Annotated in this window: 19 protein-coding genes; 10 read left to right on the forward strand and 9 right to left on the reverse strand. The window is 50.5% G+C overall.

Annotated features, from left to right (window positions below; all coding sequences use genetic code 11):
- Nucleotides 1-6 precede the first annotated feature (6 nt).
- Genes arsB through DU002_RS06765 form a run of 4 tightly spaced genes read left to right on the forward strand, consistent with a single transcriptional unit; the run spans nt 7 to nt 3,917 of the window.
- Complete coding sequence (arsB, locus tag DU002_RS06750) at nt 7-1,038, forward strand: ACR3 family arsenite efflux transporter (RefSeq protein ID WP_114337612.1); 1,032 nt, start codon at nt 7-9, stop codon at nt 1,036-1,038.
- A gap of 34 nt (nt 1,039-1,072) precedes the next feature.
- Nucleotides 1,073-2,077 (forward strand): ArsJ-associated glyceraldehyde-3-phosphate dehydrogenase, encoded by a 1,005-nt coding sequence (locus DU002_RS06755; protein ID WP_114337613.1) that lies wholly within the window; start codon nt 1,073-1,075, stop codon nt 2,075-2,077.
- A gap of 13 nt (nt 2,078-2,090) precedes the next feature.
- Nucleotides 2,091-3,314, forward strand: coding sequence for an organoarsenical effux MFS transporter ArsJ (gene arsJ, locus DU002_RS06760; RefSeq protein ID WP_114337614.1), 1,224 nt, complete (start codon nt 2,091-2,093; stop codon nt 3,312-3,314).
- A 51-nt stretch (nt 3,315-3,365) separates the two neighbouring features.
- Nucleotides 3,366-3,917 carry a GNAT family N-acetyltransferase gene (locus DU002_RS06765; protein WP_114337615.1) on the forward strand — a complete coding sequence of 184 codons (552 nt, stop codon included), beginning with the start codon at nt 3,366-3,368 and terminating at the stop codon, nt 3,915-3,917.
- Between the two features lie 104 nt (nt 3,918-4,021).
- Here the strand turns inward: DU002_RS06765 and DU002_RS06770 are convergent, their stop codons facing one another.
- From DU002_RS06770 to malE, 3 genes are read right to left on the reverse strand one after another with little or no spacing between them, the layout of a single operon-like run.
- A complete protein-coding gene (locus tag DU002_RS06770) occupies nt 4,022-5,455 on the reverse strand; it encodes a glycoside hydrolase family 13 protein (protein WP_199405183.1) in 1,434 nt (477 codons plus the stop codon).
- Complete coding sequence (locus DU002_RS06775) at nt 5,452-6,447, reverse strand: aldo/keto reductase (protein WP_114337616.1); 996 nt, start codon at nt 6,445-6,447, stop codon at nt 5,452-5,454. The genes DU002_RS06770 and DU002_RS06775 overlap by 4 nt, the downstream gene beginning before the upstream one ends.
- 54 nt (nt 6,448-6,501) lie before the next feature.
- Nucleotides 6,502-7,695: a maltose/maltodextrin ABC transporter substrate-binding protein MalE gene (gene malE, locus DU002_RS06780; RefSeq protein WP_114337617.1), complete on the reverse strand. Its 1,194-nt coding sequence runs from the start codon at nt 7,693-7,695 to the stop codon at nt 6,502-6,504.
- Between the two features lie 102 nt (nt 7,696-7,797).
- Here malE and DU002_RS06785 point away from each other — a divergent pair, with 102 nt between their 5' ends.
- Genes DU002_RS06785 through DU002_RS06795 form a run of 3 tightly spaced genes read left to right on the forward strand, consistent with a single transcriptional unit; the run spans nt 7,798 to nt 10,280 of the window.
- The gene (locus tag DU002_RS06785; RefSeq protein WP_114337618.1) at nt 7,798-8,778 is read left to right on the forward strand and encodes a sugar kinase; all 981 of its coding nucleotides are present in this window, start codon (nt 7,798-7,800) and stop codon (nt 8,776-8,778) included.
- A gap of 46 nt (nt 8,779-8,824) precedes the next feature.
- A complete protein-coding gene (locus tag DU002_RS06790; protein ID WP_147271797.1) occupies nt 8,825-9,619 on the forward strand; it encodes an IclR family transcriptional regulator in 795 nt (264 codons plus the stop codon).
- 34 nt (nt 9,620-9,653) lie between these two features.
- On the forward strand, nt 9,654-10,280 hold the full coding sequence (locus tag DU002_RS06795; RefSeq protein WP_114337620.1) for a bifunctional 4-hydroxy-2-oxoglutarate aldolase/2-dehydro-3-deoxy-phosphogluconate aldolase: 627 nt from the start codon (nt 9,654-9,656) through the stop codon (nt 10,278-10,280).
- On the opposite strand, the gene DU002_RS06800 is transcribed toward DU002_RS06795, so the two are convergent.
- From DU002_RS06800 to DU002_RS06810, 3 genes are read right to left on the reverse strand one after another with little or no spacing between them, the layout of a single operon-like run.
- Nucleotides 10,281-11,402, reverse strand: a complete 1,122-nt coding sequence (locus DU002_RS06800) for an ABC transporter ATP-binding protein (RefSeq protein WP_114337621.1) — start codon at nt 11,400-11,402, stop codon at nt 10,281-10,283. It abuts the gene before it with no gap.
- 1 nt (nt 11,403) lies between these two features.
- Entirely contained in the window at nt 11,404-13,044 is a 1,641-nt protein-coding gene (locus tag DU002_RS06805) for an ABC transporter permease (RefSeq protein WP_199405184.1), read from the reverse strand.
- A 29-nt stretch (nt 13,045-13,073) separates the two neighbouring features.
- Nucleotides 13,074-14,096, reverse strand: coding sequence for a Fe(3+) ABC transporter substrate-binding protein (locus DU002_RS06810; RefSeq protein ID WP_114337622.1), 1,023 nt, complete (start codon nt 14,094-14,096; stop codon nt 13,074-13,076).
- A 280-nt stretch (nt 14,097-14,376) separates the two neighbouring features.
- Between DU002_RS06810 and DU002_RS06815 the strand changes: the two genes are divergently transcribed.
- Nucleotides 14,377-15,375 carry a calcium/sodium antiporter gene (locus DU002_RS06815; RefSeq protein WP_114337623.1) on the forward strand — a complete coding sequence of 333 codons (999 nt, stop codon included), beginning with the start codon at nt 14,377-14,379 and terminating at the stop codon, nt 15,373-15,375.
- A gap of 333 nt (nt 15,376-15,708) precedes the next feature.
- On the opposite strand, the gene DU002_RS06820 is transcribed toward DU002_RS06815, so the two are convergent.
- The 3 genes from DU002_RS06820 to DU002_RS06835 form a co-directional block, all read right to left on the reverse strand.
- Entirely contained in the window at nt 15,709-17,031 is a 1,323-nt protein-coding gene (locus tag DU002_RS06820) for an ATP-binding protein (RefSeq protein ID WP_114337624.1), read from the reverse strand.
- 272 nt (nt 17,032-17,303) lie between these two features.
- Nucleotides 17,304-18,044, reverse strand: coding sequence for an HPr family phosphocarrier protein (locus DU002_RS06825; RefSeq protein ID WP_199405185.1), 741 nt, complete (start codon nt 18,042-18,044; stop codon nt 17,304-17,306).
- Between the two features lie 1,206 nt (nt 18,045-19,250).
- Nucleotides 19,251-19,460 carry a hypothetical protein gene (locus DU002_RS06835; RefSeq protein WP_114337626.1) on the reverse strand — a complete coding sequence of 70 codons (210 nt, stop codon included), beginning with the start codon at nt 19,458-19,460 and terminating at the stop codon, nt 19,251-19,253.
- A 179-nt stretch (nt 19,461-19,639) separates the two neighbouring features.
- Between DU002_RS06835 and DU002_RS06840 the strand changes: the two genes are divergently transcribed.
- Nucleotides 19,640-20,881: a TolC family protein gene (locus DU002_RS06840; protein WP_114337769.1), complete on the forward strand. Its 1,242-nt coding sequence runs from the start codon at nt 19,640-19,642 to the stop codon at nt 20,879-20,881.
- Nucleotides 20,882-20,897: 16 nt separating this feature from the next.
- Nucleotides 20,898-22,172 (forward strand): efflux RND transporter periplasmic adaptor subunit, encoded by a 1,275-nt coding sequence (locus DU002_RS06845; protein WP_114337627.1) that lies wholly within the window; start codon nt 20,898-20,900, stop codon nt 22,170-22,172.
- Nucleotides 22,173-22,184: the final 12 nt, after the last annotated feature.

Genomic DNA, 22,184 nt, shown 5'->3' on the forward strand with positions numbered 1-22,184 from the left:
ATTAACGTGGGTATATTTGAACGTTACTTAACGCTTTGGGTGGGACTAGCGATTGTTGCCGGTGTGGTTGCGGGCGTTGTCATGCCTGATCTGTTTGCCACTTTGGCAGGTTGGGAGTATGCCCATGTTAACTGGCTGGTGGCGGTGCTTATTTGGATCATGATCTATCCGATGATGGTACAAGTGGATCTGTCCGCCATTAAAGATGTCGGCAAGCGCCCGAAAGGACTGGTACTGACACTGGTGATTAACTGGCTGATTAAGCCTTTTACCATGGTGGCATTGGGTTGGTTATTTTTCCGAGTGTTTTTTGCCAGCTTAGTACCAGAGGCTGATGCGACGGCCTACATCGCCGGCATGGTGTTACTGGGCGTTGCGCCTTGTACCGCCATGGTGTTTGTCTGGAGTCAGCTGACTAAAGGCGACGCCAATTACACGCTAGTGCAGGTGTCGGTGAATGATCTGATCATGGTGTTTGCATTTGCACCCATTGCCGGTTTTCTGCTGGGCGTAACAGATATTCATGTGCCCTGGGAAACGCTGCTGTTATCAGTGTTGATGTATGTGGTGATCCCGCTGGTGGCGGGCGTGGTGACGCGGAAATTGCTGCACTGCGATCAACAACCGCAGCGTTTGCAGCAATTTAGTGGGATGTTGAAGCCTTGGTCGATAGTTGGTTTGCTAGCAACCGTGGTTCTGCTATTTGGTTTTCAGGCGGAAACCATTTTGACCAAGCCGCAGGTGATTGTGTTAATCGCCATCCCATTGATGCTGCAAACCTATGGCATTTTTGCCATCGCTTACTACCTTGCTAAACGGTTAAAGCTGCCCCACAACATTGCCGCACCAGCGTGCATGATCGGAACCTCAAATTTCTTTGAATTGGCAGTCGCCGTGGCGATTTCGCTGTTTGGCCTGCATTCTGGGGCGGCGTTGGCGACGGTGGTAGGGGTGCTGGTGGAAGTACCGGTAATGCTTTCACTGGTGGCATTTGCCAACCGCACAAGGCACTGGTTTCGCACCGACGCCACGAACTAAATGACACGAATCTGTTTTGATAAAGGATGACAGCATGACGATTAAGGTAGGCATTAACGGATTTGGCCGTATTGGCCGTTTGGCCTTGCGCGCGGCTTATGATTGGCCTGAGTTAGAGTTTGTGCAGATCAATGATGTGGCAGGTGATACCGCCACCTTGGCGCATCTGCTGGAGTTTGATTCAGTGCAGGGGCGCTGGGATCATCTGATGGCTAGCGATGGCGACAATATGATCATCGATGGTAAGCCGATCAGATGCACGCAGCAGCGTGATATTGCTGATGTGGATTGGTCTGGTTGTGATGTGGTGCTGGAAGCCACCGGCGTGCATCGCAGTACTGAAATTTTACAGCAATATCTGGCCCAAGGCGTGAAGCGGGTTGTGGTGTCTGCGCCGGTAAAAGAGCCGGGTATCGCCAACATCGTGGTGGGTGTGAACGAGCATATTTTCGATCCTGAGCAGCACCCTATCGTGACCGCCGCTAGCTGCACGACGAACTGCCTAGCGCCCGTGATCAAGGTTATTCATGAAAAGCTCGGTATTGAGCGCTGCATGATGACCACGATCCATGACCTTACCAACACCCAGACTATATTGGATGCGCCGCACAAAGATCTGCGTCGAGCGCGTGCTTGCGGTATGTCGTTGATCCCAACTACCACCGGCTCAGCGACCGCCATTGTTGAAATTTTCCCTGAGTTAAAAGGTAAAATTAATGGTCATGCTGTGCGCGTGCCGTTGGCTAACGCGTCGCTGACCGACATGGTGTTTGATGTGGCGCGGGATACGTCAGTGGCAGAGGTTAATGCCTTGCTGAAAGAGGCCAGCGAGAATGAGTTGGCGGGTATCTTGGGTTATGAAGAGCGGCCATTGGTGTCGATCGATTACAAAGGCGACCAGCGTTCGACCATTATCGATGCGCTCTCCACTATGGTGGTCGAAAATCGCATGGTAAAAATTTATGCCTGGTATGACAACGAGATGGGGTATGCCACGCGTACCGCTGAGCTAGTGCGCAAAGTCGGCTTGGCGGGCTAACGGGCAGTCTCAGATGATAAAGCAGCTATCTAGCGAAGTGCGGCAGTACTTGGTTGTCACTTTCAACTATTGGAATTTCACCTTGACCGACGGCGCGTTGCGTATGTTGGTGGTATTGTATTTCCATGGGTTGGGTTACACGCCGCTGCAGGTGGCGATGCTGTTCCTGTTTTACGAGATCTTTGGTGTGGTGACCAACCTTGTCGGTGGTTGGTTGGGGGCGCGGTTAGGGTTAAATCGCACCATGAATGTCGGTTTGGCATTGCAGGTGCTGGCGTTAATGATGTTAACCGTGCCAGACAGTTGGCTAACGGTGCCCTTGGTGATGCTGGCGCAGGCCTTTTCTGGTATTGCCAAAGATCTCAATAAAATGAGCGCCAAAAGCAGCATTAAACTGTTAGTGCCTAATGGCCAGCAGGGGACGCTCTATAAATGGGTGGCTATCCTGACTGGCTCGAAAAATGCGCTGAAAGGGATCGGCTTCTTTATCGGTGGTGCATTGCTGGCATGGATCGGTTTTCGTGGCTCGATGTTTTTGATGGCTGGCGTATTGTGTTTGGTGCTGATAGCCAGCCTGATGCTGTTGCAAAAAGATTTAGGCAAAACTAAGCGCAAACCCAAATTCACCGAGATTTTTTCGAAAAGCCGCAGCGTCAATATCTTATCCGCCGCCCGGCTCTGTTTGTTTGCTGCGCGAGACGTCTGGTTTGTGGTGGCGTTACCGGTTTATCTGGGTAGCGTGTTTGGTTGGAGCCACCTCTGGGTCGGTGGCTTTATGGCCAGTTGGGTCATCGCTTATGGTCTGGTGCAAAGTGTGGCACCTAAGCTAACGGGCAAGGCGCAAAGCCGGGTGCCCGATGGCCACTCAGCCCTAGTCTGGGCTGGCTTATTAGCGATAGTAACCACTGGGGTGGCTGTCTCGGTACAAGCGGGCTGGCAGCCGCAGTGGGTGATTGTTATCGGCCTGCTGGCCTTTGGTGGGGTCTTTGCGGTGAACTCGTCTCTGCACTCCTACCTGATCGTTAGCTATGCTGGCGAAGATGGTGTGTCGCTGGATGTTGGTTTTTACTACATGGCCAATGCCATGGGACGACTGCTAGGGACCGTTTTATCCGGCGTTATCTACCAATATTGGGGGTTAGCGGCGTGCCTCTGGTTCTCGGTGGGGCTCTTGCTGATGACTGCAGCCATCTCCGTTGCACTGCCCAAACATAAGCCACTGCCGGTAACTCGATGAGTTTGTTAAGCTGTGTCTGATCTGTTCGCCGTATAAATCACCGGAATAGTTATGTCGTCAGCCTTACCGCCTTTACCACCACACGATGCCTATGCGGCAAGCCCCGCTGCCAAGCTGGTAGATTGCAATATGAGTGAGCATGGTGCAGTGATCAGAGAGATCTTCAATGATGCGATCCTCAACTCCACCGCGCTGTACGAATATCAGCCGCGCAGTGAAGGGGATATCGCGCAATGGTTTCAGCACAAGCTAACAGCCGGACATCCTGTTATTGGTGCCGTTGATGAGCAAGGTTACCTACAGGGCTTTGCCAGTTACGGCCTGTTTCGTGACAAACCCGCAGCCAATCAGACCATGGAACATTCCGTGTATATCCACCCGCAGCATCGTGGGTTGGGATTAGGGGAGTTGCTCCTGCGGGCTTTGATCAAGCGCGCAGAGCAGCAGTCGGTGCATGTGTTGGTTGGCGCCATTGATGCCGACAATTCCGCCAGTATTCGTTTGCACGAAAAGCTCGGTTTCGTCCACGCTGGCACTCTGACCGAATCGGCGTTTAAATTTGACCGCTGGTTGGATTTAGCACTGTATCAAAAAGTACTTTAACCCCGCGATCCTTCATTGGCCCACAGCAGGCAAATCGAGCGTGAGGCTGATTTACCTGCTGGGTGGCTTTGCCGTTTTCATTCTGACTAGTTACCTGCAGTTAATCAGCCCTTGTTCAGTAGCAGCACCACACCGGATTGTGCTGGCAAATAGCCGTCGTTAAGCTCTCCGTAGACGATGTTGGCATCATCAATCTGTAGCGGTTGCGCTGTATTGCTACGGTTTATTGCCACCTGTAGGGTCTGGTGTTGTGAGCTTCGCTGGTAGCGGAGCACGTTGTCGTCACTCTGTTGAAAACAGAAATCACCCGTTGCCAAGGTCGGATATTGTTTACGCAGTTGGATCAATGTCGTTAGCTGAGCCGCCATGTTGTTATCCTGCTGCTCCGGGGCGTGCCACGGATAGGCCTCTCTGCAATATGGATCGTCTGCAGATGACATGCCTATTTCATCACCGTAGTAAATACAGGGCGCTCCTGGCATGGTCATCATAAACAGCCAGCATAGTTTTAGTGCCGCTTTGTCCTCCGATAAGATCCACAACGGTCTAGCCATATCATGACTGCCCAACAAGTTGAGCTGGGCGAAGTTTATCTGCCAGTCATACCAGCCATGCATTTGGTTAATAACCTGCTGAAAGCCCTTGCTGTCGAGTGGTTCCAGGGTGAGGTGGTTGCGCTGGTAGCCATTGAGGGTATGAGCACCAAAGTAGCTTAAACTTGCCCAGCAAAAGGTGTAGTTCATGGTGGCGTCAAACATGTCACCTTGCAGCCACCGTTGTGCTTTTTCCCACACCTCGCCACAAATGTAAGCGTCAGGATTAGCGGTTTTAACCACATCCCTGAATCCGCGCCAGAATTCGTCATCGTCGATCTCGTAAGGAACATCAAGACGCCAGCCATCAATGCCAAACTCTAGCCAGAATTTGGCTACGTCATAGATATACTGACGCACGCCGGGATTACTGTGGTTGAACTGAGGCAGGGCAGGCAGATCCCACCAAGCGGCATAATTGGTGGGCTCATCAGCATTGCTTGGATAGGGATTGAGGGGCCAATCTTGGATTTTAAACCAATCAATGTAAGGGGAGTCACCACCGCATTCTAAAATATGATGGAATGGCCAAAAGCCGCGACTGGCATGGTTGAAGACCCCATCTAGCACGACTTTCATGTCGCGCCGATGTGCTTCGTCCAGCAGTTCTCGTAACCCTTGATTACCGCCCAACAGAGGATCAACCTGCATAAAGTCAAAGGTGTGATACCTGTGATTGCTGGCGGATCTGAATATTGGACAGAGGTAGATCGCGGTAATGCCTAACTGCTGCAAATAATCTAACTTGTCGATAACGCCATACAGATCACCCCCCTGAAAGCCTTGCTGCTCTGCGGGTGTCCCCCAGGGTTTGAATTTAACCCCCAATGGAGCAGGCGCTTCACGCCGGGCAAAGCGATCAGGATATATCTGATAAAAAACGGCTTGTTTGACCCAGTCAGGAGTCGCGATATCAGCGGATTGAGATGGCTTAATGGTCGTCATAGTAAGCCCTCCTGTTGATAGGGTGACAGTAATTGCTCTAGGGCTTGGCGATCATAGTCGGTTAATTCCCATGTCATGGCGTTGAGGTTGGCTTCCACCTGTTCGGCGTTGAGCGCCCCGGCAATAACCGAGGTGACCGCAGGCTGATCTGCTAACCAATTAATGGCCAACTCATTGAGCGGTTTGCCCAATGCTCCGGCGAACTCCTGCAGTACGTTAATGATCTGCATGTATTTAGGTAGCAGCTCACCTTGGAGCTTGGGGTTGTGACGGCGTACATCATTTTCATGCAGAGGCGCGTCGACATCGAAGTGACCACTGAGTAAGCCCTGCATTAATGGGCTGTAGGGAAAGAACGCGAGTCCCTGCTGTGTGCAGTAGGGAAGGATCTGTTGCTCAGTGCGATAGCTCAAAGCAATGAAGTGATAGTACTCAGGGTTACGTTCGAGCATGTTGTACAGCCCTTGATAGCTGCAAATTGGCGCCAGCGTATCGGCTTGTTCGAGCTCAGCTAGTGAAAAGTTGCTCACCCCTAGATGGCGCACCTTGCCACTGGCTTGGATCGCTTGCAGTGTTTCTAGAGTTTGCGGCAACGGCTGATCGGCTGACGGCCAATGGATCTGATAGATATCCAGATAGTCAGTGCCAATTCTGGTCAAACTGTCATCGATCTCTTTTAGCAAGCTGGCGGCTGACAAGTCATTGCTGACGTTGTTGTTTTTGTCCCAAACTAGGCCGCACTTACTGGCAATGATCAGGTCTTGGCGTGCCTTTCCTTGCAGGGCTTTACCTAAAATGGTTTCCGCGTGCCCTAAGCCATAGACAGGTGCGACATCAAAAAAGTTTATGCCGCCAGCGATTGCTGCGTGAATGGCTTGAATAGCATTTTTGTCACTGCCGCCGGTCCAGCTGTCGCCACCGGAGATGCCCCAGCAGCCATAACCCAGTGCAGAGACTGCGCGATTAAGGCGTTTAGGTTGTTTGAATTTCATAACATGATGTCTCTGTAAGTGATGAAAAATAGTGCCGCAAATGGTGCTCGTTGCTTAGCGTACAATACGTTTGGCCGCGGCATTGAGGGCTGATTCTGGTGATTGCCGCCCGGTGGTGATATTGGACAGTGCTGCATTCATCGCCGACCAAAACTGGCCCATTTTGTTGACATTCGGCATCAGCTCGCCGAGTTCAGCACTGCGATAGGTTGCTGCCAGGCGGGAGTCTTTGAGCATGACCTGCCTTAATTGTTTATTGGCAGAAACACCCAGTTCATTACTGCTGTGGTAGAGCGTCAAATTATCTTGGGTGAGCAGATAGTTTTCAATAAACTCGACAGCGAGATCTTTATTTGGGGTGTTGCCGTTAATCGTTGCACCATAGACACCAACAAATGCCTTACTGTGATGACCATTGACTCTGGGCAGTGGCACGACGCCGAAGTCGATACCCGTTTTATCCAGATCATCCCAATACCATGGGCCACTGATCACCATCGCCACTTCACCTTTCGAGAATTTCATATCCATGACGGAGTAATCGATATGCTTTTCCATCAGTCCTTCATCAATCATGCGTTTAAGTAATTGCGCACCATAGATGGCACCTTCGCTGTTGGCACCGGTTTCACTGGTGTCATAACCTTTGGCGGTTTTGGCAAATGGTCTGGCACCATGGGCAGCCAGTATTGGCCAGGTAAAATAGGTATTGTTGTAGTCCCATGCGATGGCGGCGACCTTACTTTCAGACATGAGTGATTTATGTAACTCAAACATCGCTTCAAAGCTTGCCGGTGTTTGGTCGATGAGGGCTTTATTGTAGATCAGACTTACCGCCTCAATGGCGATGGGATAAGCGAAGATATCGCCATTCACCGTGACGGCATCCCAAGCGTAATCAAGAGTATTTTCCAGAATATGTCGACTGGGCTTCAGCGGTTGGATCAAGCCGCCAGTGCCCCAATCACCGTATCTGTCATGAGCCCACAACATAATGTCAGGGCCTTCGCCACCGCCAGCGGCGATGCCAAACATCCCGGGAGCATCGCCCTGTTTAACCACGGTGACAGGGATACCAGTATCCTCGGTAAACTTGGCTGCAACGGCTTGCATCTGCACCGTGCCCTTATCTGCCCAAATTTCTAATGCACCCTGCTTCATCCCTGCATTCGCCGATCCCAGTAGCGCCGCCGTGAATACGATGCTGGTTTGCAGTAGCCGCGTTGTAGTAAATCTGATTTTGTTCATGTTCACCTCTGTTATGGCAAGATTTTGAATCTAAAGCTTGCGCTCTTGTTTTCTTTGGTGAAAAATAATTTCGTATATAAAATTGCAGAGGGTTGACTGATTGTGAACCTAAAAATTGAAAAAACGAGATCAACATCACTTATCGATGAGTTTCATTGGCAGGATGTTAAGTCGGTGGCGGTGGTCGGTGAGGCGATGCTGGAACAGCGTGCGCATGCCTGTTTAGAGGAGTCGTCGGCCGATCATTCAGCGACCGTTTATGGTGGCGATGCCATTAACTTTGCCATCTACTTAAAACGATTGGTCGGGGATGCGCAGCAGGTTTGCTTTATTTCAGCATTAGGAGACAGCGACAGCAGTCGCGAACTGCTTACGTCTTGGCGACAGGAGGGGCTGGATTGCTCCGGTGTCCCCCTGTTGTCTGAGCAAGCCACCGGACGTTATCAGATCCATCTCGACCAAAACGGTGAACGTAGCTTTCGTTATCAACGGGCAGGCTCCGCTGCATCACAATATTTGTCTCGCCTACCTTCGGGGTGGTCAGAGCCCTACGATGCCATCTATCTGACCGGTGTTACCCTCGCCATTCTCGATGACCAAGGGCGTGAGCAGCTGATGGCGGAATTGGTACGCTTTGTTGAAAGGCAGGGGCGGCTCATTTTCGACAGTAATTTTCGACCAGAGCTGTGGCGCAATCATCAGCACGCGATGCATTGGATGCAGCAAGCGAAGCAGATGGCTTGTTTGAACTTACTGACGCTGGAAGACGAATCTGCACTGCACGGCCGAGACCTCGTGGCTGATGCTATTTTGCCCAACGGCTGTGAAGGGGTAATTAAGTGTGGGCAAGCCCCGGCTCATGTTCAGGCCGATGGCCTATGTGTTGCCGTGTCTAGCGTGCCAGCTGAGGTGCAAGACACTACGGCAGCGGGTGATTCATTTAATGCCGGTTATCTTGCTGCCCGTTTCACGGGCGCTGGTGGCGAGGCTGCTGCGCGTTGTGGCCACATACTGGCGGCCAGCGTCATCTCACAATTTGGCGCAATTGTTCCCGTCGCCATGATGCCTGCGTTAAAGTATTGAGCTGTTTTCGTTGTGCCTGTTTTTATATCAGTTTGGGAGTCTTGTTTTGGCAACAAAACCACAGTCAGAAAAATCATCCTATACGGCCCCCGCATTAGAGAAAGGGCTGGACATTTTAGAGCTGCTGGCACAGCAGTCTGGGCCATTGAGTAAGAACCAAATTGCCGAAAAATTAGAAAGAAGTATCAACGAGATCTTTCGGATGCTTTCGATCCTCGAAGCCCGCGGTTATCTGCGGATTGATGACGCGGGTGGTATTCAACTCAGTATGCGTCTTTGGCAAATGGCTCATCGTTACCCACCGCAAGACCGGCTGCGTGCAATGGCGCTGCCGGTGATGCAGCAACTTAGCCAAGAGCTGGTGCAATCGTGCCATCTAGTGGTACCCGAAGAAGAGAATTTAGTGGTCGCAGCGCGACAGGAAAGCCCAGGAAAAATGGGCTTTACTGTACGTTTAGGGACACAAGTGGATGTGTTTGAGTCAACCTCTGGCTGGTTGTTGCTGGCTTTAGCGGGTGATTCGATGCAGCAGCGCCTATGGAACAGTCAGGCGGTTAACCCAAAATTAAGACAACAGCTAGCACCGCAATTAGAGAGTATTCGTCGGGATCGCCGCTTGGTACGAGAAAGCATGCAGATCAAAGGCATTCTTAACATCAGCTTTCCGATCTGTAATGAACAGGGTGAAGCATTTGCGGTACTGACCGTGCCCTATTTGGGTGCTTACAGCGACAACCTGAATGAACCCAGTGTTTCGCAAGAGCGGGCGATCACTGCTTGCATGAAAGCGGCGCAGGCGATCCAACGTCAATTGGGTTTTCAGCCAGACAAACTGGCATAAGCTAAAGGTTTACAACGGGATATGAGGATCTGACATGGACAAGATGCAACAACTGATTGAACGCACCTATCCGGTATTGCCGGTCATGGTCATTAAGCGTTTAGCTGACGCAGTGCCGTTGGCAACGGCACTGGCGAAGGGCGGCATCGATGTTTTCGAAGTGACACTGCGCACAGCGTGTGCGCTCGATGCGATTAAGGCGATTAAACAAGATGTGCCGGATGCGCTGGTAGGTGCCGGTACTGTGTGTAGCGCGGAACAGTTGCTGCAAGTGCAAGCTGCAGGGGCTGATTTTGCGGTATCACCGGGGCTGACTGAGCAGTTAGCCGAGGCCGCCGTTGCCAATAATTTCATTTTAATACCCGGTGTCAGTACGCCCAGCGAAGTGATGCGAGCGCAGCAGTATGGCTTTAATTTGCTCAAGTTCTTCCCCGCAGCGCAAGCCGGTGGCGTGGGTATGTTGAAAGCATTTGCCGGCCCGTTTGGCAATCTCAAATTTTGTCCAACGGGTGGCATCAGCGAGGCCAATGCGGCTGATTATCTAGCCCTCGACAATGTGGTGTGTGTGGGTGGTTCGTGGGTTTGCCCTAATGCCATGGTTGAAGCCGGTGATTGGCAAGGGATCACGGATTTAGCTAAGGCCACCAGCCAGCTGGGTTAGTCAGTCCTCGCCGGGGTTGTCCTTAACAAAGAAAATCACGTGTTGCAGATCCAGCCGGATCCCTATCGCTTCTCCCACTCCATGATCATGGTGGCTTGAAGCGATACATAGCGCCCGTTCGCCGCAAGGCAGTTCAATTTCGTACTGGAAGGAGGTGCCACGGAACTGTTTACTGATGATGGTGCCGGTGAGCTCACTGTCGTCGTCATGTTCCAGATCATCAGGACGGATCAGTAGCTCTATTGGGGTCTCAACGTCGAAGCCATGTTCAAATTGCAGTGATGCATTGACGAAGTTGGTTTTGATCTCGCAGTGATTAAACGCCAATGCCGGAACAAAATGCCCCTGACCGATGAAGTCGGCCACAAAGCGGGTTTTCGGTGCATGGTAGATCTCGTATGGCGTATCAAACTGGTGGATTTCTCCCTGCTGCATAATGGCCACGCGATCGGCGATGGCAAAGGCTTCCATCTGATCGTGGGTCACCATCAGCGCGGTGATATTCTCTTTTTGCAGTATCTGTCTAACTTCCGGCACCAGCGTCTCTTTCAGTGTCGCATCTAATCCTGAAAATGGCTCATCCAGCAGCAGCAGATCCGGTTTAGGAGCCAGCGCTCTGGCCAAGGCCACCCGCTGTTGTTGCCCGCCAGACAATGAACTGGGATAGCGCTCTTCGGTATCCGGCAAACCGATCAGTTTGAGCAGTTCGGAGACCCGCTGTTGGATCTGTTGCTTGGTCTGCTGGCGTAATCCGAAAGCGATGTTTTGTGCCACTGTCAGGTGAGGGAACAGCGCAATATCCTGAAACACCATGCCGATCTTGCGTTGCTCTGGGGGGAGCTGATGTTGTGGCTCAGCCAGTTGCACGCCGTGCATCGTAATGCGCCCCTGTTGCAGGGTTTCAAAGCCAGCGATGGTGCGTAACAAAGTGGATTTGCCACAACCACTGGGGCCCAACAAGCAGCCGATTTCCCCTTGGTGCAGCTGTAAATTGACCGACTTTACGGCGCTAACATCACCGTAGTTGACGCTCAATTGTTGCAGATCTAGCTGCACCGGCTGCGCAGTCGAAGCGGCGACATAACCTGATACGGGTGCTGACGGTGTCGCTGAACAAGGCATACTAATGACTCTTCGCAATAGAACGGTTTAACAGTAGCACGGGCAGTAGTCCCACCAGCACAATCATCAAGGATGCTGGCGCGGCATCGACCAAGCGTTCGTCTGACGCCAGTTCATAGGCGCGTACCGCCAAGGTATTGAAATTGAAAGGCCGCAACATCAAGGTTGCTGGTAACTCTTTCAAAACATCAACAAACACAATTAATAGGGCGGTGAGTACGCTGCCTTTCAGCAAAGGTAAGTGTACTTTTTTCAGCACCTGCACCGGCGTATGCCCCAGCGTTCGCGCGGATTGGTCGAGGCTAGGCTTAATTGCTTGCAGGCCGCTTTGTACGGCGCCCAGCGAGATCGCCAAAAAGCGTACGGTATAGGCAAATAGCAACGCCACCAGAGTACCGGAGAACAGCAAGCCAAAATCGATATCGGCACCGGCGTGATTCAGTGCGGTTTCGACCCTTGCCACCAGTTGATGGTCAACCCAGGTTAAGGCCACCAGCACGCCAATGGCGATAATAGTACCGGGTAGGGCGTAGCCCATTGAAACGAACTGCACCGCGGCTCGAGTGACGGTATTTTTATGGATCCGCAGGGCGTAAGCCATGATCAGCGCCAGTAGCACCGAGATCAGTGCGGCCATACCCGCGAGGGAAAAAGAGTTCCATGCGATCGTCAGAAACGCCGCGCTGGCCAGCTCTTCACTGCCCAGACTCCAGTAGAGCAACATGGCGGCAGGTAGAACAAAGCCAAACAGCGATGGGATGGCGCAAGCGAGGGTGGCAAGTGCCCCCCAACCACCGCGTAACTCATGCCTGTTGTTGCTGGTTGTGTGCTCGGCGGCGCTGAAATAGATAATTTTTCGCCGGGAATACTTTTCAGTTACCAGCAGAACCAGCACAAAAGAGAGCAGTAACATCGCCAGTTGTGCTGCTGCGGCGGTATCACCAAAGCCGTAAAACGTTCGAAAAATGCCGGTGGTAAAGGTGGCAATACCGAAATACTCCACCGTGCCATAGTCCGCCAAAGTCTCCATCAGTGCCAGAGACAAACCGGCGACAATAGCTGGCCGCGCCATTGGCAGGGCCACTTTAAAGAATCCCTGGATCGGCGACAGGCCAAGGCTGCGGCTGGCATCTAAGATATTACCGGGCTGCGATATAAAGGCGGCCCGGCTCATTAAAAACACGTAAGGATAGAGGACCAGCGCCAGCATCATGATGGCGCCGGGGCGTGAGCGAATCTCGAAGAACCAATATTCGCCATACCCGAGTCCGCTTAGATCGCGGAGCAGAGTTTGAACGGGCCCGGCAAAGTCAAAAATACCGGTATAGGTGTACGCGATGATGTAGGCGGGCATCGCCATAGGTAACAGCAGTAAAACCGTCAGCAGCCGCCGAAATGGAAATTCGCAACAGGCGACGAGCCATGCCGCGGGCACACCAAGCAGTAACACACAGACGCCGACGCCAACCACCAGCCACAAAGAGTTGCTGACATAATCGAACAGTACTGTGTCCCACAGATGGCGCCATACCTCTTCCGTGCCAAGGGTGCTTTGTACTAACACGACCAGGATCGGCGTGGCTAGCAGCAATGCCACCAGCAAGGCGATAGAAGTTAGTCTGTTGGCTCGAAGTCTGAGCAAGTTATCTCTCTACTGCTAATAAAAACCACTTACTTCCAACCGGCGCGATCCATCACCTCGACAGCACGTCGATTGAGCTCACCGAGCTTGGTTAAGTTGGTGGCATCAGCCTTGAATTCACCCCAACTGGTAAGTGTGGCTGAGGGAGCAACGCCAGTGACCACTGGATATTCATTATTAACCTCGGCATACCAGGTCTGTGCTTGTTGGGTGAGCATAAACTCAATGAGTTGGGTTGCCGCCGGTACATTTTTGGCTGCTTGGGTGATGCCGATACCACTGACATTCACATGGGTGCCGCGACCTTGTTGGTTGGGCCAGAACACACCCAGTTTATTCACTACCTGCTGATCTTGCGCTTTATTACTGGTAGCAAGGCGTCCAAAGTAATAGGTGTTGGCGATGGCGATGTCACACATACCTGCTGCCGCGGCTTTTAGTTGGTCGGTGTCGCCACCCGCTGGTGGGCGCGCGAAGTTCTTTACCAAGCCAGCCACGAACGCTTCGGCGGCGGTTTCACCGTCTGCGGCAATCACTGAAGCAATAAGGGACTGGTTATAGATATTACTGGAGGAACGGATACAGATGCGACCTGCCCACTTCGACGCAGTTAATGCTTCATAGGTCGACAATTCACTGGCTTGCACCTTCTCTTTAACATAGAAAATCGGGCGGGCACGCATCGTCAGCCCTACCCAGTAGTTCTCTGCATCACGCAAATGCGCTGGCACGTTGCTATTGACTGCATCGCTGTTGATGACCTGCAGCAGGTTGGCTTGTTTGGCGCGATACAAGCGGCCTGCGTCTGCGGTGATCAGTAGATCTGCCGGTGAGCGTTTACCCTCTTTTTGCAGGCGAGTGATCAGCGCATCATCCTTGCCTGTCACCAGGTTCACTTTGATGCCGGTTTCAGCAGTGAACTCATCGAGTAAGGGTTTGACCAGGGCTTCTTTGCGTGAGGAGTAGACATTCACTTCGCTAGAAGCGGCTTGAGCTAAGCCAGAAAAGAGCAGAAAAAGGGTGATCGTGGTGGTCAATAGTGCCTTGTTCATTTGTATTCCTATTGCTCTGGATGGCTGGTAAGCAGTGGTATTAACAGGTTTATGATAGCGATTCGTATTTGCACTTAAAAGCATATTTCTTTGCTTAGTCCATTTAGTTAACCGTCGCATTCGCTGACTGTAACAAGCTTTAGCTCTTGCTCTATTCTAGGTCGTGCTCTGCAATTCTGCGTGATACTTTCCTATCGCTTAGTTTTATGGCTATAGTTTTTTAACTATATGAAAAAATGACTAAATAACTATTGATGTCATACATCAGGGAGCATAGTTGATGGATATTGTCTTATTAGTTGCCGGTATCTTAATGGCAGTCTACGGAGCTCAGTTTCTGGTGGATGGTGGTACAGCCATCGCTAAGCGCTTTAACATACCCACATTGGTCATCGGCAGCACCATTGTTGCATTTGGCACGTCGATGCCTGAATTTACGGTGAATATTAATGCAGCCTTGAATGGCAATACGGATCTAGCTTTCGGCAATGTATTAGGTAGTAATCTGTTTAATATCTGCGCCATTGTCGGCGTGGTGGCGTTAATTGCACCACTTGCCATTGCCAAGGATGTGGCGAGTAAAGATCTGTTCCTCTGCCTATTGTCTGCTGCCGCCGTCGGCATTGCGGGTAACCAGATCTATATTGACCAGATCCGGTATCACGAACTGTTTGCCTCGAGTGGCCTGCTATTCCTGATGTTTTTTGCCATCTTTATGCGCTATGTCTACGGTGCCGCAGTCACTGGTGCTGGTGCTTCCCACCAAGCGATTGCCGAAGAGCAAGGGATGACCAGCGGCGGCGATGATGAAAAGAAATCTCCTCACCCCATGCTAAAGGCAACTATTTACGTCATTTTAGGATTGGCGGGCTTAGTATTTGGCGGTGAGTTTATTGTTGAAGGTGCGAGCAGCCTGGCGCGCACCATCGGCCTTTCAGATAAGGCGATCGGTTTAGCCATTGTCGGCCCCGGTACTTCATTTCCTGAGTTAATTGCATGCATTGCTGCCGCCCGTCGGAGAGATGTTGGCATGGTGATGGGGAATGTCCTCGGCTCAAATATTTTTAATATATTTTTCACCTTAGGTGCCACCTCGTTAATCATGCCGATCCCGCTGGATCTGGCATTGAACAATGTCATTTTGATTAACTTCGCGGTGACAGCATTGTTGTTTGTGCTGGGACTGGCTCTGAAAGGGCGTCCACTAGGCAAGCCCGTCGGTGCCTTGCTGGTGGTCACCTATATTTCTTACATCACCTATGCCTTGATGGCGCAGTAGCTATCTCTCTATGCATGTTAGCGTGCCGCGTGATGATGGAAGCTTAGTCCTTGCGCATTACATGTTCCCGTTAGCGTAATTGGGATTAGCGATAAGGTATTATTAATACACGTCTTAATACACGTCTTAATGCGCGCATACGCCTGTTGTGTGAAGCCTGCTCACTGGAGATAATTTGGGGCTGTTGAGGGATGGATGTCACTGTCCTCGGCTTTTGATCGCATCGGTTTTGGATTCGGCGGTATAAGTTTTGCGGGTAGTTTTAGATGTCATTGTTCACCTCGTTAGGCAATTTTACTCGCTTAGCGTGGTGCCTAGAAATACCAGATCAAATCACCGCTTCAAATGCCGACTAATAGCATATTCACTGTAGTAGAGCGGCAACACAATGTTGTGCCGTTCTACTGGGGATGATCCCTGTGTTCCTGTCAGTTTTATTGTTTTATTTGGCGCGCATTTGTTGATGTAGGACTGTAGGGATTTAGCTCTGGTGCGTTTGCCGCTTTTCACCTCGATGGGGATGATGTTGCCTTGGTCATCCGCGACGATGAATTCGATTTCTGCGCGGGCATCGCCCCAAGAGAAAGTGGGGTCGATACCTTGTGCTGCAAACTCTTGCTGCACGAAGCTTTCCGCGATGAATCCCTTATATTCATAGCCCTGTTGTTTGATTTCTCTGTAGCTGACACCCAGCATATGGTTAAGCAGCCCAACATCAAACATGAATAATTTAACCATGTTTTGTTTTTGATATGCAGCGAGCGGGTTTCGTGGTGTGCCATCAATAGGGTAATTTTTTAGTACTAAGCGGCATTTATCCAGCCATGTGATGGCACTTTCCAGCTCACTGTAGCGTGATTTTCGTTCATGGATCCCTTTGAACTTAAACCGTTTCACCGATTCGTCGATGACGGAAGAGAGTTGCGATGGCACATTGCTAAATACGGCTTCGATCAAGCCTGCGTCTACTTTGCCGGAATATTTACCAAAGTCTCGTTGGTAACCGGAAACCAAATCGCTATGGAGGTTTGAAACGGCCTGCACTCGTTCAATAATGCTGTGCTCTTTCATATCAAACCAGATCCGCACCGCTTCAGGCATGCCGCCGGTAAAATAGTAGTCAGTGAGTTTGTCGAACAGTTTACTGTGGGCGGCGGCTGAGTTTGCTTGGCTTGCAAATGCTTTGCTAAGCGTTGTTTCACCAGAGGCGATTAGAAACTCGCGGAAGGTAAGTGGACGCAGGTTGTGTTGCTCGACTTTGCCTACCGGGAAAGCATTCAGTAGCCCAATGTTGGAGCCGCTGGCGGCCACATACATTTGTGGTGCTTTTTCGGCAAAGTATTTGAGCGCCGTGACGGCACGTGGGCATTCGCCGATTTCATCGAGGATCAGTAGGTCTGTGATGGGATTAAATTGTTCGCCAGTGAGTAGCTCAAGGTTGACTATTACCTCTTCTGGCGTCAATGAACCAGCAAAGGCCTCGGCCATTTCGGGTGATTCAAGAAAGTCAACGCGTAGGACATGCTCGAAGCTATCTCCCAGCAGGGATTGCAGCAGGTAGGTTTTTCCTGTCTGGCGGGCACCATCAATCAGCAGGGGTTTACGCGCTGGTTTGGCTTTCCAGAGCAGTAGTTTTTCGAGCAATAATCTCTGCATCGTCTTCCCATGAGCATGTTTTACTCTATTTATTACACTTTAATGCGCATAAAAAAGCAACTTTACGCATTTTTATGCGCATTAAAGTGTGGATTGTCTCTTTTTAATGCGCATAAAACCGAGTGGGATACATGTTGGGTATTGGCTGGCGCATGATGTTGCGCAAGCGTAGAGAGGGCATATTCGCTATTCTTATTGGGTGTGAAAACAAAAAAACGCCACTGGTATCAGCGACGTTTCAATTGTTGCGCGCGTTCTGGCGCGAAATAGGTTCAGCGCACTGGGCTGGCGTTTCTCACCTCTGCCGCCGTTTCCAGTGTGAGTGCGTGTTGCGCCAGTGATTGGCAATCACTTAACGAACGCTCACGCACCTGTGCTTTTATCGCTGGCAGGGTGGGGACGCTCACTGAAAGCTCATCAACGCCGAGGCCAATCAATAGGGGAACGGCTTGGGTGTCGGATGCTATCCCGCCGCACACGCCTACCCATTTACCGTGTTTATGAGCGCCTTTGCAGGTCAATTCTGGGTCATTGAGCAGTTCTCGGTGCGCATCGAAGATTGCCGCTTGCTCGCTACTACCGTGGGAGATGACATCGGCTTTTAATGTTTGCTGCTGTTGCTTGGCTTTCTCTATCGCATCACTTAACTGCTGTTGTTCAGTTGTGACGTCAGTGCCTTGCTCTGCAAACTCAAAGGTTTCTTCTACCAACTGAAAAACTTGGCCAATGGCTAAGCCTGGCGATGCGGCTACGCCACTGAGCGTATTCGGATCGTCGTTGGTTTGGCCTAAAAGTGGTTGTTCTTCTGGTAGAGGAGTTGCGTTAGTTGCTGCACAACTTTGTGCTTTGCCACACGCTTCGCCAAGGCCATTGCGGATAGCTTGGCTTAGTTGGATGATCGCCTCCTCGGCATCCGGCCCTGAAGCCTGCACGCGGATCTCGTCGCCGAGTCGACTTCCCAAACCAAGAAGAGAAACCAGCGAGCGTAGGCGGTTGTCAGCTATTTTAGGCAAAAAAATAGCCGGGCATGGCCCGGCTGTTCATCTGTGTCGGCGGACAATAAAGTTTGATCAAAAATACGCGCCATCATGTCTTTTTAGCTGGGTTTACCAAGCAATAGTTTGATCATTTTAAGATGGCTATCACGAATTCAATAGCAGAAGTCATACAATAAAGTTTGATCATTTTATTAGATCCATACAAAGTTGCTTAGTAATGATTAGGTTTTCGGGCAACCTCGACCTCGATACACAACTCTTTTCATACTAACCGTTGGGGAATTAGCCCCGAACAGTTCACAGACTTCGCCACTCACTTCTTTGAGGCTGGCTTTTTCACTGGACCTGCCATCACTGTTAACGACTCAGGCATACGAACCTGACACATTTTCCTGAACGAGCCCTTCCTTTGCTCAGCCCTTTGCTTTAATCGAGTTGTAGCAGCCTCAAGACCAAAGTCTAGCTCTGAATGCTCTAATGTTTCTGAAGTGTCCGCAGTCATACTATCTGCAACCTGATTAACATGTATTTCAGACTATCAATTGTTTACTCTCCATTCCATGACCGAGCTATTTGATTGCGATAACTTATCTGCCAAATTATCAGGGCCTTGTTGCACTGGTATACAGCTCTGGCATTTAGCTGACAGCGTTTACCATGGCCGCTTCAGGGCTGGGAAATCCATCCGGTCATCGCCTGCTTAATTGATGTGACTGTCGGAAAGTAATGAAGTCTCAGACAGCCCTCGCCGGTAAGCCCTTTCCAACAGCTACCCAGAGCCTGAGCTGAAAGACAAAGTTTCACACTGAACCATAAAACGTGCGTATCGGCACAACGGCGTTGAGCAATAAAGATTCATACTCACCAGCCGATACCACATGTCCGCTGCTTAGCTGTTTAAGGACCAGAGTGTGCTAAAAGTGCTCGCTCGTTGAACTCGTTTTTACCGCAAAGCTTGCCAGGTATTCGGTTCGAATTAGGTATTTTTTATATAGTATGCCCCAGGGTGTTGGTCTTTATGTTTCAGGGGCAACAGCCATAGGCCTGAAGTTAATTGAGGGATCGAGCTGAGTGCTTTTAATTCTCTGATTAGCTTGCCGAAGGGGTATGGCTTTGATAGATTTACGGCTCTTGTTTGATGCTTACGGATTTGTAGCCTAGTGCTTCTTAAGTATTCTATATCACTGCTTGCTCTACTGATTGCTCTGCAATCAGGGGTGGCTATAGCTTATGCTTACAAACCGCATCAATCAGGCTTAGAACACTTTCAAACGAACCATGCTCATCAACAAGTTTCAAATCAAGCGTTGTCAGATGGGCACGCTGCCCCCCACTCCTATGTTGAAAACTCCGAGCAACCACCGAACGATTGCCATCAATGTGGTCATTGCCACGGCCATAGTTCTGTTGCGTTTGTAGTTCTTGACCCAACTATTTCCTTGCAGCTTATCGTAGACGAGGAAATAGGCTTTTTACCCAGCCAAACGAAATATCTCCCGATCTCTTTGTTTCGCCCTCCGATAGCGTAATTCGATCTTTCAATTTGCTTTGAGCTCGCAGTGACAATTAGTCGCTGTGTATCTATCGATATTCAATGTTTGGTCGAAACCATGACAAATATTTTTTTTCGGCGCCTCTATGGCGCAATACGGTGTTTTCCTCTCGGCGTGCTGTGCGCGCTCTTTCTTAATTCACAGGCGCTAGGCAGCGATTGGAACAACTGGTTAGCCATTCAAATTAGTCAACACCCAGACGTGCGGGCAGCAAAGGAGCGCTGGCAGGGAACCAATGCCAATGCAGATGCAATGAAGCAGCCTATCTACAACCCTGAACTGTCTGCTGGAGCAGATCGCAACGGCGACGACAACAACTATGCAGTGGGGTTGCAGCAGACCATAGACCTTTGGGATAGAAGGACAGTAAATGTTAAGCAAGCTGCACACTTAAAAACGGCGGCCATGCACACCTATAAGCAGCAAGTGCTCGATAAAACGGCTGAGGTTGTTGCTGCCTTGGTTCAATGGCATAGCGCTAATCTGGCAGCCCGTATAGCTAAAGCGCAGCAAGCACAATTCTATTCGATGCTTGAACTGCTCGACACTCGACAAAAGTCTGGTGACCTAGGGACTGTTGATGCTGAGCTGACATTTTTATCGTTATCACAGCAAATCACGCAAGTCGCAGAGGTAGAGTCTAGCTTGTTACAAGCTGAAGTTCGGCTTCGAGAACTACTACCAAAATGGACAAAATCAAGGGGCGGGCTTCCTGAGTCGTTTTGGCCATCAACTATTCCCGTGTCCAACGATGAACGGCTAAGGCTCCACCCGTTGGTTGCTAGCACAGAAGCCGCTTGGCGTTCTCTAAAAGAGAACACTGAATCCGCTCGCAGAGCTGCCAAAGCTGATCCTACATTTGGGATAAATGCCGGTCGTGACGGCGGCGACAGCTTGGTCGGACTGACGGTCTCGGTTCCGCTTCATGTCCGAAATGACTTCACTGCAGAGACCCGTTTAGCCCAGAGCCTTGAACTTGAAGCAGAGGCAACGTGGATAGCGACTTTTCAAAAACAACGTGTCGACTGGGATGCCGCGCGGGCTAGTTGGAAACGTTACGAGTACCACCTCAAGGCATGGGAAGACCTTTTGGCCAATCGCGTTGAGAACAGTGAAAAGCTGTTAGAGCGCCAATGGCAAAGTGGAGACCTCTCAACACCTAACTATTTATCGGCATTAAACCAACGTACCGAGAGCCTACTCGCAGGTATAGAGCTCGAAAAACAAGCGCAGCTTGCACTAACAGAAGCACTCTATCAGTCCGGTCAGTTAACCACTCTCATCCAGCCTGTGAACTAAGCGTAGGACCATATTAATGAATATAAAACTTACCACTTTTTTGATCGCAGGCTTGCTCAGTTCAGCGGCTTTATCGGCATCTGAGACAAAGTATGAACACACAAATGAATCTCCACCAACTGAGAGCCACGAGAAACACCAAGCCCCCCACCTGCCAGGTGAAAATGATAATGAGGAACATGACCACGAAGCGCATGATGAACATATACATGAAAAAGATGATAAGCATGAGCATGAAACAGAGCTTGAGGCTGACATTGTAGATGAAGATCATGGCACAGAAGGGGCTGCAATACTGAGCCAGGAGCAATTGGCACTGGCTAACATAGTTGTCGAACCGCTTAAGGCTAGGCAAATTGATTATCAGCTTTATGCGCCGGGTGAAGTACTGACAAATGGCTACACAAGCTATCGCGTATCTCCCCGCGTTCCCTCCTTGGTTCTGAGCCGGCATGTAGCTTTGGGTGAACATGTGAAGAAAGGACAGGCGCTTGTCACTCTTTTTAGTGAAAGTGTCGCCGCCTCTCAATCTCAATTTCGTACCGCATGGCCTGAATGGCAAAGAGTTAAGTCGTTAGGAAAGAAAACTGTCGGAGCTCAACGGTACATTGAAGCAAAATCGAATCTTGAAGCAGTGCAAGCAACCTTGTTGGCATATGGACTATCGGGAAGTGATTTAGAAAGTTTGAAAGCGCAGAACACGCCATCATTAGGGGAGTATACCCTTCGGGCTGAAATCGATGGCTCAGTTTTGGCTGACAAATTTGAGCAAGGGCAGCGTATTGAGGCGGGCGAACCACTCATTCTGATTGCCGACGAAAAGCAGCTATGGGTAGAAGCCCATCTACCTCCCAACCTAGCCCTTTCCTTAGATGCCGGAGCAAAAGCAGAAGTGGTGAGTGCAGGTATACGGCTAGAAGCCACTGTATCCCAAGAAGGCCATACGATAGACCCTGTCACACGAACACGTCTTGTGCGATTACTCGTAGAGAATGTTTCTCATCAGCTTCACCCTGGTCAATTTGCTGAAGTGTTTTTCAGTTTTCGCTCGCCAAATTCAGTCATTGCAGTGCCTGAATCCGCATTGATGCGAGATACACATGGAGACTGGACTGTTTTTGTCGAAGATCATCCAGGGAAGTTTCTTCCTCAAGAAGTAGAGTTGGGAGAGTCCTACGGGCAAGTACGCGAAATTATTGGCATTAAGCCGGGCACTCGGGTGGTTACCAAGGGTGCATTTTTTGTTGCTTCACAGATCGCCAAAGGCGGCTTTGATCCCCACAACCACTAAACGACTGGAGTC

Source organism: Corallincola holothuriorum (genome assembly GCF_003336225.1).
Classification (GTDB): Bacteria; Pseudomonadota; Gammaproteobacteria; order Enterobacterales; family Neiellaceae; genus Corallincola; species Corallincola holothuriorum.